The sequence below is a fragment of the Micromonospora sp. NPDC049580 genome (assembly GCF_040675595.1).
In the GTDB taxonomy this organism is placed as follows: Bacteria; Actinomycetota; Actinomycetes; order Mycobacteriales; family Micromonosporaceae; genus Micromonospora.
Window position 1 is genome coordinate 1 of record NZ_JBFAPG010000194.1, and the last position, 10,538, is coordinate 10,538.

Sequence of the window (10,538 nt, forward strand, 5' to 3'; positions counted from 1 at the left end):
CATCACCCGATGCCGCCCCGCCTGTCGATCTCACGTCAGCCGCTCTGTTCAGCCGCGCAGCGGCCGGCCCACCTCGTGCAGGTGGCCGAGCGCCTGCCGGTACGACTCGATCAGCCCGGTCTCCGCGTACGGGATGCCCTGCTCGACGCAGTAGGCGCGGACGATCGGCTGCGCCCGGCGCAGGTTCGCCCGGGGCATGTTCGGGAACAGGTGGTGCTCGATCTGGTAGTTGAGCCCGCCCAGCGCGGTGTCGACCAGCCGGCTGCCCCGCACGTTGCGGGAGGTCAGCACCTGCTTGCGCAGGAAGTCCAGCTCGTCCTCGGCGGTCGGCATCGGCATGCCCTTGTGGTTCGGCGCGAACGCGCAGCCCATGTAGAGGCCCCACAGCCCCTGGTGCACGGCGGCGAAGAGCAGCGCCTTGCCCGGCGACATGACCGCCAGCAGCAGCGCCACGTAGCCGGCGGTGTGCGCGAGGAGGAGCCCCGCCTCGACCGCGCGGTGCCGCATCGGGGTCGCGTACCGGCCACTCTGCTCGCGGCCGATGATCGCCCGGATGCTCGCCACGTGCAGGCTCAGACCCTCAAGGAAGAGCAGCGGAAAGAAGAGGTACGCCTGCCGGCTGGCCATCCAGCGGTGTGCGCCCCGGGTCTCCAGCGCCTGTTCGGGAGTCCACGCCAGGGCGCCCGCGCCGACGTCCGGGTCCTCGTCCTCGTGGTTCGGGTTGGCGTGGTGCCGGTTGTGCTTGTCGACCCACCAGCCGTAGCTGATCCCCACCGCCGCGTTGCCGGCGACCAGCCCGACGACCTGGCTGGGACCGCGTCGACGGAACATCTGGCGGTGCCCGGCGTCGTGACCGAGGAACGCGACCTGGGTGGTGGCCACCGCCATCACGGCCGCGAGCGCCACCTGCCACCAGGAGTCGCCGACCAGGAACACGGCGACCCAACCGGCCACGAAGGCGCCGAGGGTGAGCACGAGGCGGGCAACGTAAGAGGCAGGTCGCCGCTCCAGCAGGCCGGCCTGACTGATCCGTCGGGACAACTGTGCGTAATCACTACCCCGCCGTCGTACCGGCGGTTCCGCCACCGCTCCGAGCGCCATTGGTGCTCCTGTTCCGCTTGCGCCCGAACCAGGATGGTTCGGGGTCAATGTCAGTCTCCCCGCATCGGTTGCGGTGAGTAACCCTGACAACCCCCGGATGGGGGGTAGGGCGGGCCCTACCCCCGGCCTTGCGTTCAGCCCAGCCGGGCCACTGCGGCGCGCAGTCGGGCCAGGTCACGACGCCGCCGCTCGTAGCTGGCGGCCAGCCCGATCAGCGCCAGCCCGCCGGCGCCCAGGTAGATCCACCGGGGCAGCAGGTCCCAGCCACGGGCGATCTCGTGCAGCGCCAGGACGGCCAGCACCGCACCGCCGAGCAACACCGGGGCCTGCCAGCGGCGGCTGGCGCCGGCCAGCACCGCGCCCAGCGCCGCCGCGCCGAGCAGCAACCGTCGCCACGGCTGCGGATCCGGCCCGGCCATTACCGACACCAGGCTCGGCAGCAGCGCCGCGACCAGCCCCGGGCCGAGCGCCGGCCAACTCGTCAGCCCCGGCCGGGTACGCAACGCCAGCAGGCCCGCGCCGAGGGCGAGCCCCGCGGCCGGCAGGGTGTACGCCTCCAGCACGGTCACCCCGCCGGCGGCGAGCAGCACCCACGCACCGAGCAACTCGCTGCCCGCGGCGATGGCGGCGAACCGCCACCGTCGACCGGCCGGCTCCCCCCGGCGCAGCAGCCGCAGCGCGACGGCCGCACCCCACAGCACGCAGACGGTCGCGAGCTGCTGCGCCACCTCGACGGTGAGCGCCGCAGCCACCCCCGCCACCGCCTGCGCGGCGGCATCCAGCACGCGCCCGACCGGCGCCCGCCGCCGGCTGGACGTGGCCGCGGCGGCGAGGACCAGCACGGCCACCCCCAGCAGCGGGTACGCCGCCGCCCGCAACCCCAGCCCGTTGGCGAGCGGAGCTGTCACCGCCAGCGCGCACGCCGCTCCCACGGCGGCGACGCTTCCGACGACGCGCACCTCGACCATCCGCGCTCCGACGGCGACGACCACCGCCGTCACCAGAAGCGTGCCCTCGGCCGCGAGCGTGCCGGACCTGGTGGCCAGGAGCACCGCCACGCCCGCCGCGGCCAACACCGCTCCCACGGGCACGGCGATCGACGCGAGCCCCGGACGGGGCGCCACCAGGGCGGCGAGCAGCAGCGTGGACACCCCGACGAGCAGGGTGGCGGCCGGCAGCACCGGCCAGGGCACACCGATCGCGACGAGCAGCACCGGCAGCGCGGCGGCGGCGAACGGCAGGCCGGCCAGCAGCGCTGGGCGCACCCGCCGACCGGCCAGCGCCGCGGCCACCGCCAACCCGACAAGCGCCAGCCCGGTGGGGAACAGCCCCCGATCGGCGGTCGCGGTCGGCGCCCCGGACCAGACCGGTTCCCAGATGCCGTACGGAAAGACCAGCGCGATGAGGATCGTCGGCAGCGCGGCCAGCACCGCGACCCCCGCCAGCACGGCACCCGACGCCCTCAGCAGACCCCCGATCGCCGACGGCCCCCCGACAGCCGTCTGCTTTGCGAGACCGTCCCGCTCGTCGCCGAGCGCCGGCAGGCCCCAGCGGGCGACGAGCGCGACGCCCAGCGCCGCCAGCGCGGCGTACAGCGTCACGGGTTCGTTCCCTGCCGCCACCAGTGGCGCGACCCCGGCCGCGAGCACCGCGACCACGGCGCCCGGCACCGCGTACTCGATCAGGTCGACCCGGTGGCGACGCACCGCGAGCGTCGCGACCAGCGACAGCCCGGCGGCGATCAGCGCGGCCCGGGCCTGCCACCAGGGCTGCGCGCCGGCCGCGAAGAGCGCCACCGCGGCGATGGCGGGCAGCGCCAGGTGCGCGGCCAGCAGACCGACACCCGCCACCCATCGGTACGGCCCGTCGGCCGTCCGCACCGCCAGCGCCACCCCGAGCACGGTGCTGATGCCCAGCACCACCACGACGCCGAGCGGATCGGCCAGGGCCACCAGCAGCGCGTGCCCGATCAGAACGGCGCCGCCGGACGCCCAGCCGAGCAGGGTGGCCGGTCGGGTCGTCGGGCGGGCCAGTACGGCGAGCACCAGGGCTACCCCGCCGGCCAGGTCCACGGCCACCACCGTCGCCCACGACGCTGTCCAGCCGATGGGCACGGCGAGCAGCACCACCACCGCGCCGGCCGTGGCCAGCCCCGCCCACCCGCGGCGGGGCAGCAACGACGCGGCCGCGCCCAGCGCCAGCGCCACGGCGGGCGCCACCTGCCAACCCCAGCTCAGATCCGGCCCCCACCCGGCCCCGTGCCAGGGCGGCAGCGACCGGGCGGCGGCGGCCACCGCCAACACACCGGCGATCGCCACGGCGACCTGCGCCGCACCGGCCGCGACCAGCAGCGCGCCGGCGCGCGGCCCGGGACGCCAGCCGGTCGGCAACAGCCGTACCGCCCCGGCCAGGACGAGCGCGACCGTCGCCGCCGCGAGCAGCAGCAACGACGGCCGCAGCTCACCCACCGGGCGCAGCAGCGCGGCGGCGAGCACCGGCATCAGCAGGCCGGCGGCCACCGCCCGCGACGCCGTGCCGCCGACCAGCAACGCCGCGACGAGCCCGGTCACCGCGACCAGCAGCATCGGCACGCCGGCCAGCAACGGCGACCCCGCCGACCGCCCCAGCACCAACGGCACCAACGCACACGCGCCCGCGCCGACCAGCGCGCCGACGTGACCCAGCCCGGCGAGCACCCGACCGGCGAGCCGGCGTGCGTCGTCCCCATCGCGCAGCGCGACCAGCACCGCCAGATTCAGCACGGCCACCCCGAGCAGCACCAGCACCCAGCCGTCCGCGCCGGGCTCGGCCTGCGCCGCGAGCAACGGCAGCACCGGTTGCGCGACCACGAGGCCGGCGAACCAGGGCCCGGTCAACCCGCTCAACCGGCCGTACGCCACGAAGACCGCCGCGCTGGCCCCCCCGACCAGCGCGGCGTACCGGGTGCCCGGCCACCCGGCCACGTGACCCAGGTCCACCGACCAGGCGGCGTACCCGTCCAGCAACACCAGCAGCAGCCCCACCGCGGCGAACGTCTCCGCCGTACCCCGCAACCCCCGGCGGACCGCCAGCAGCGGGCCGGCCAGGACGAGCGCCGTGACCGCCGCCAGGATCAGCGCCCGGCCACCGACCCCCACGGACGCCCAGGCCACCGCCGTGAAGACCACGGCCGCGGTGCCGAGCAGAAGTCCACCGAGGACGAACAGCAACCCCTGGACCGTCCGGGTCGAGGTCTCCGCCGCGCCGGGCCGCGCGTGCTCCCCCGCGCCACCGGGCGACGCCGACGCGACGACCGGCGCCGGCCCGACGACCGGCGCCCCCGCCGCCAGCCCCGCGCGGACGACCGCCGCCAGCTCGGCCCGCCGCCGCGAGGTGGCCGCCAACAGACCAGCCAACTCGGTGTACGTCCGGCGGGCCCGCTCCACCTCCGGACCGAGCCGATCCACCTCCCGCCCCAGTCGGACCACCTCGGCCGCGACCGGGTCCGGCGGGCGGCGGCAGCCGGCGCAACCGGCGGTCAGGTCGGCCGGGGCGCCGCAGGCGGGGCAGGGATAGCGGGTGTCGTCCACCCGGTCATCATCGAAAACCGACGGCGGACGGCCCAGAGTGCGCGTACCTAGGGTCGGGTGTGGTCGTGCACCCAGGCCGCGTACCCGGGATCACCACTGTCCACCCGCGACACCAGGATCTCCGGGACCTCGTACGGGTGGCTGGCCCGGATCTGGTCCACCAGCGCGGCCAACCGATCCGGCGCGGTCTTGAACTGCACGGACCACTCGGTGCTCGTCTCCACCCCGGAGCGCCACCAGTAGGTGCTGTCCACCTGACCGCCGACCTGGGCACAGGCGGCGAGCCGCCCGGCGACGGCCGCGGCCGCCAGCACGTCCGCAACCGAACGCGCATCCACCACCGTCGTCACCACGCAGATCTGGTCCACGAGCGCACCCTACGCGGCGCTGTCCCGATTGGCCGCGATCCACGTGTCAATCTGCGCCCACCAGTCGAAGAGCCAGTCGATGCGCTGCTGCCGGCCGGTCGGCACCTCCTCCGGGGGCACCGACCAGAACCGCATCACGATCCGCTTGTCCATGGGCAGCTCCCGCCACACGTCGGCGACGGTGCGCATCCGGTCGAGTCCGGTGTGGGCGACGAAGATGACCCCGGCGTCCGGGGCGGCGTCCAACGCGGCGAGCACCCCACCGGGCTGCGGGGCGAGCACGTGGCGCATCCGTTCGGCGCGCTGCGCCATCCGTTCCAGGCCGAGGGACCGCAGCCGGGCGATGGCCCGCAGTCGGCGCTTGGGGGTGAAGTTGCCGCCCTCCGGAAAGATCACGAAGGCGTCGTTGTCGTCCAGGCCGGTGGCGAGGTGCCCGACCTGGCGTACCGTCTCCTCGCCGCGCTCCGGTGTGGGCGCGATGAACCGGTTGGGCAGGCGGTTGAGCAGCACGTCGATCGCCGGATCCCACTGGAGACTGTCCTTGAGCACGATCCGTGGCTCCCGGTTGAACCAGTTGACCAGACCGTGGATCAGGATGAACGAGTCACCCGGCCCGGCGTGCCGGCAGAGCACCAGCTCGGGCCGACCGGGCAGCGCGGTGTCCGGGTCCGTGCCGACCACGTCGATGTGCAGCCGCAGCGACCAGCGGGCCTGCCAGAACAGCACCCGCAGGAACCAGCCGGCCAGCACGTAGTGCGCGCGTTGGAAGGCCGGGGACCGGCTGCGCCAGCCGAACCCGGACGCCAGCCACAGGACGAACAGCGCGAGCAGCGCGGCAGCGTCCCAGACCAGGTAGACGCAGCCGATCCAGAGCAGACGCAGGGGGCGTAGCCGGCCCGGGACCAGCGGCGAGACGGCCGCCGCGAGCAGCGCCCAGACCGGCAGCGTGGTCACCACGGCGATCGCGAGCAGCACCACGCCGGGGGCGATCAGCAGCCGCCGCAGCCACCTGGGGGGCAGCGGCATCAGCGCTCCACGTGGGTGGCGAGGTAGCGGCGCGAAGCGGTGTACGCCCGGCTGATCCGCCGTCCCACCGCCGCGATGTCCCGATAGGCCCACGGCGTGTCGTCGCGTGGGTTCAACCCACCGGTCGGCAGGACGTGCACCTCCACCCCCTCGGGCAGCGCGGCCATCTCGCGGAAGAAGCGGTGCCGGCGGGATATCTCGAACGCGACCTGGGCGATCTCCCACGGTCGCCGGGGTGGCGTCAGCTCCCGTTCGATCCGGCCCACCTGGAGGACGAAGATCTGGCCGGCGCCCGCGGCCACCGCCTCGCCGATCGGGATGGAGTTGACGATGCCGCCGTCGACGTAGTGCGCGCCGTCGATCTCGGTGGGCGGGAGCAGGCCCGGCACCGAGGCCGACGCCAGCACGGCCGGCACCACCGGGCCGCTGGAGAACCAGTGCTCGGCGGCCCGCTCGATGTGCGCGGCGCAGCAGCGGAACGGCACCCGCAGGTCGGCGAAGGTGGTGTCGGCGCCCAGTTCGGATTCCAGCAGCCGGCGCAGCGGCCGGGGCGAGTGCAGGTGGGTGCGGGCGGCGAAGCGGCGCAGTTGCCGGGCGACCGAGTCGCCGTACACCTCGCTGGCCTCGGGTGAGGCCCAGAGCCGCACCAGCCGGTCGGTCACCGCCTCGGACGGGTCGGCGGCGACCAGCGCGCCGTTGACCGCGCCGATCGAGGTGCCGAGCACCATGTCGGGTTGGATGCCAGCGCGGAACAGGGCCCGCAACATGCCCACCTCGACGGCGCCGAGCACCCCTCCGCCACCGAGAACGAACGCCACCGGTCCCCCCGCCATGTCCTCATCCTGGCACGCGCCCGCCGCCACCAGTCGGCCGCCGCCCACCGGGCGGTGGGCGCACCCCGCCCGCCGTCCGCCACCATCGGGCACATCGGCCGTTGACAGGCAGGACACATTCGCGCAACCTGATACGGCTCCCACCCCCGAGGGCAGGTGCGATCCGTGAAGGCAGCGCTGCATCCGGGCCGATTGCTGGCCCGCAGGTACCGACTCATCGACCAGATCGGCTCCGGCGGCATGTCGGTGATCTGGCGGGCGCGGGACGAGGTGCTCGACCGCGTCGTGGCGCTCAAGGTGCTCGCGCCGTCACTCGCCGCCGACGCGCGGTTCCGCGACATGGTGCGGGAGGAGGCGCGCGCCGCCGCCCAGTTGGTGCACCCGCACGTGACGGCGGTGCACGACTACGGCGAGACGGTCGACCCGGACGGGACCATCACCTCGTTCGTGGTGATGGAGCTGCTCAGCGGCGAGGAGCTGGAGCTGCGGCTCACCGAGGGCCCGCTGCCGTGGCCGGAGGCGGTCGAGCTGGGCGCACAGGTCGCGGACGCGCTGGCCGCCGCGCACCGGCTGGGCATCGTGCACCGCGACATCACCCCGGCCAACGTCATGATGACGGCGATGGGGGTGAAGGTCCTCGACTTCGGCATCGCCACCCGGATCGGCGCCCCGGACGAGGACGAGGACGGCGGCACCTTCGGCACCCCGGCGTACGTGGCCCCCGAACGGCTCCACGGCGCACCCGCCCAGCCGGCCACCGACGTCTACTCGCTCGGCGTGCTGCTGCACGAGGCGTTGACCGGCCGGGTGCCCTACCCGGCGGACACCTGGGAGCAGCTCAGCGCCGCGCTGGCCGGCGGCCCGGCGCCGACCCTGGCCGACGTGCCGGAGCTGCCCGCGGCGGTGGCCCGGATCTGCCTGCGGAGCCTCTCCCGGGACCCGGCGGACCGGCCGACGGCCCGGCAGCTCGCCACCGAGCTGCGCGGCCACCTCCCGCCGCCCGACCCACCGACCGCCACGATCCGGGTGCCCACCCTGGCCCTGCCGCCGTCGACGACGACCCCGCCGCTGAGCGCCGCGGGGACGGCGCACGCGGGCGACGCGACGGCACCGCTGGCGGACGAGGTGACGGCGCTGTCCGGTGCGGGGCCCGGCCGGTCCCGCCGGCGGGTGGCGCTGCTGCTCCTGATCCCGGTGGTGCTGGCCGTCGGTGTGGCGCTGGCCGGTGCGGCACTGCTGCCCGACCGGCATCCGGATCGCCGGGCCCAGCCGTCGGCCGGCCCGGCGACGCCCGTGCCGCCCGACCCGCCGACCGACCCGCCGGCCACCGAGCCGTCCCGGCCGACCCCGGCACCGTCGTCGCCACCGGCCACCCGCGCGCCCACCGGCGAGCCGGGCACCCTCGTGGAGGCCGCCAACCGTGTCGACGGGCTGATCGACGCCGGCCTACGCGACGGGGAGATCCGCGACGATGTCGGCCTCGACCTGCGCAACGAGCTGCGCAACCTGCTGGCCGCCGCCGGCTCCGGCCGGGACGAGCTGGCCCGACCGGTGGCCCGGCTGCGCGAGAAGGTCACGGTCCGGCTGGGCGAGGGGGCGATCAGCCCGGCGTACGCGCAGCGGCTGGACGCCGCCATCGCCGAGCTGGGCGCGGCCCGGGTCTGAACCGGGGCGACACCGTCAACGGACCGCGACGGGGGCCGTCTCGCGGGCAGCGGGCCGCCCGAGGGCGAAGCGCCGGTAGACGTCCTCATAGCCGTACGCCATCCGCTCGACCGAGAAGTTCTCGGCGACGTGCGCCACACAGTCCAGCGGGTCCAGCTCCCGAACGGCCAGCAGCGCGGCGGGCAGCTCGGCGGGCTGCCGACAGACCAGCCCGGTGATCCCGGGTCGAACCAGTTCGGGCACCGCGCCCCGGTCGAGCGCGACCACCGGCGTACCCGTCGCCATCGCCTCCACCATCACCATGCCGAACGGCTCCTCCCACTGGATCGGCATGATCAGGCAACGGGCGTCGACGAGCATCCGCAGGGTCTCGGCGCGGTCGGCGTTGAGCACGACGGACACGTCCTCGTCGACCAGCGGCGCGACGACCTGCTCGAAGTAGCGCCGCTCAGCCGGCTCGTTGCACTTGCCGGCCAGCAGCAGCGGCAGGCCGGCCTCCCGGCAGGCGCGGATGGCGATGTCCGGGCCCTTGTCCGGGCTGAACCGGGCCAACCACAGCACCGGCCCTGGGCCGGGCGCGGTCTTGCGCGGGAAGCCACGCAGGTCCAGTGCGTTGTGCACGGTGCCGGCCCAGGGCAGGCTCGGGTTGAGTCGGCGCTGCGCGTGCGAGATGGCCACCAGGGCGACGTCCTCGCCGGCCTCGCCGAGCACGTCGCCGTACTCCCCCACCGGGTTGCCGTGCACCGTCGCCACCGTCGGCACGGACCGGCGGCCGGCCACGAGCGGGCCGATCGTGGTGTGGTCGTGGATCACGTCGAAGTCGGCCGGCGTGATCATGCGGTTCACCCGGGCCAGGTGCGCAAGCTCCGGCAGCGACTCGCCGAGCCGCTCGTACTGGACCTCGGCGACGGTGGAGACGAAGCCGCTGGCGTCGGTGCCGTGCTGCTCGCCGGCACCGAACAGCGTCACCGCGTGGCCGTGCGCGGACAACTCGTCCACCAGGCAGGCCACCACCTGCTCCAGGCCGCCGTAACCGGGCGGCGGCACGGACAGCCATGGCGGGACCACCATCGCTATGCGCAACGACCGCTGCGGCGAGCGGTCGGCGGGCGGGTGGTTCACGGCCACGAGTCCTCCCCGTTGATCCCCGATCGGGTATCGCCGTCGGTCGGCATGGTCCGCGGCGGTTTCCCCACCCGGCCTCCGGTAAACCGGACAAGACGGACGCCTACCCGCCGACCAGGAGTTGGTCGTGCACGGCTCGTACGCCCGGCGCCGACCACGCCACCCGATCCACCTGGTCCCGTTCCCACCACGAGCGGACCACCCCGGCGAGGACCAGCGTGTCGCCGTCCACCTCCACCGTCACCCGCTCGGCGCCGAGCGTGCGCGCCAGGGCACGTCGGACGTCCTGCCGCAGCCGCTCGCCGGCCGGTGGCGCGGACGGCCGCACCTCGACCAGGTTGGTGATTCCCCGTACCCCGTCCAGCCGGCGCAGCTCCCCCTCGGCGGCCCGGCGCTGCCACCCGAACTCGACCTCGCCGCGCAGCATCAACCAGCCGTTGGCGACGGTGACGTCCAGCCGTTCGGCGGGCACGAAACTGTCCCACTCCAGGGCCCGGGCCGCGGCGAGGGCGATATCGCCGTCGGTACGCCCCGGTGTCCCCGGCAGGCGTACCTCGATCTCGTCGGCCACCACGCGTACCCCCCGCACCCGTTGGGCGCAGCGGGTCGCCGCCCACGCACGGGCCGCGCCGTCCACGAAACCGGTCAGGGTGACCACTCCCTGGTCGACGGCCACCCCGATCTCGTTCGGTCGCAGCCGCGGATCCCAGGCCAGCTCGGCCAGGACCTCGCGCTGGATCCACTCGTCGTCGTCGACATCCACCCTGCTCACGGCCCACCCCCCGTACGCTCGCCGGCTCGCCTGCCGACCGTGCCGCTCGCACGGGTGACGGCGGTTCACCCCAAGAGGG

Annotated in this window: 8 protein-coding genes; 1 reads left to right on the plus strand and 7 read right to left on the minus strand. The window is 75.1% G+C overall.

The genetic code is table 11. The annotated features are described in order from the left end of the window. Positions 1–48: 48 nt before the first annotated feature. From AB0J68_RS17315 to AB0J68_RS17335, 5 genes are all read right to left on the minus strand, one after another. A complete protein-coding gene (locus AB0J68_RS17315) occupies positions 49–1,101 on the minus strand; it encodes an acyl-CoA desaturase (protein ID WP_354862674.1) in 1,053 nt (350 codons plus the stop codon). Between the two features lie 134 nt (positions 1,102–1,235). Beyond that, positions 1,236–4,670, minus strand: coding sequence for a hypothetical protein (locus AB0J68_RS17320; protein ID WP_363939342.1), 3,435 nt, complete (start codon positions 4,668–4,670; stop codon positions 1,236–1,238). A gap of 47 nt (positions 4,671–4,717) precedes the next feature. After that, the gene (cutA, locus tag AB0J68_RS17325) at positions 4,718–5,038 is read right to left on the minus strand and encodes a divalent-cation tolerance protein CutA (RefSeq protein ID WP_234590601.1); all 321 of its coding nucleotides are present in this window, start codon (positions 5,036–5,038) and stop codon (positions 4,718–4,720) included. A gap of 9 nt (positions 5,039–5,047) precedes the next feature. Continuing rightward, positions 5,048–6,064, minus strand: a complete 1,017-nt coding sequence (locus tag AB0J68_RS17330; protein ID WP_354862676.1) for a 1-acyl-sn-glycerol-3-phosphate acyltransferase — start codon at positions 6,062–6,064, stop codon at positions 5,048–5,050. Next, complete coding sequence (locus AB0J68_RS17335) at positions 6,064–6,897, minus strand: patatin-like phospholipase family protein (RefSeq protein ID WP_354862678.1); 834 nt, start codon at positions 6,895–6,897, stop codon at positions 6,064–6,066. Before AB0J68_RS17335 ends, AB0J68_RS17330 begins: the two co-directional genes overlap by 1 nt. Positions 6,898–7,062: 165 nt before the next feature. On the opposite strand from AB0J68_RS17335, the gene AB0J68_RS17340 reads away from it, so the two are divergent. Then, positions 7,063–8,562, plus strand: a complete 1,500-nt coding sequence (locus AB0J68_RS17340; RefSeq protein WP_363939344.1) for a serine/threonine-protein kinase — start codon at positions 7,063–7,065, stop codon at positions 8,560–8,562. Between the two features lie 15 nt (positions 8,563–8,577). Here AB0J68_RS17340 and AB0J68_RS17345 read toward each other — a convergent pair whose 3' ends face one another. After that, positions 8,578–9,633 (minus strand): glycosyltransferase family 4 protein, encoded by a 1,056-nt coding sequence (locus AB0J68_RS17345; RefSeq protein ID WP_354862680.1) that lies wholly within the window; start codon positions 9,631–9,633, stop codon positions 8,578–8,580. Positions 9,634–9,790: 157 nt separating this feature from the next. After that, complete coding sequence (locus AB0J68_RS17350; protein ID WP_354862682.1) at positions 9,791–10,450, minus strand: BON domain-containing protein; 660 nt, start codon at positions 10,448–10,450, stop codon at positions 9,791–9,793. Positions 10,451–10,538 lie beyond the last annotated feature (88 nt).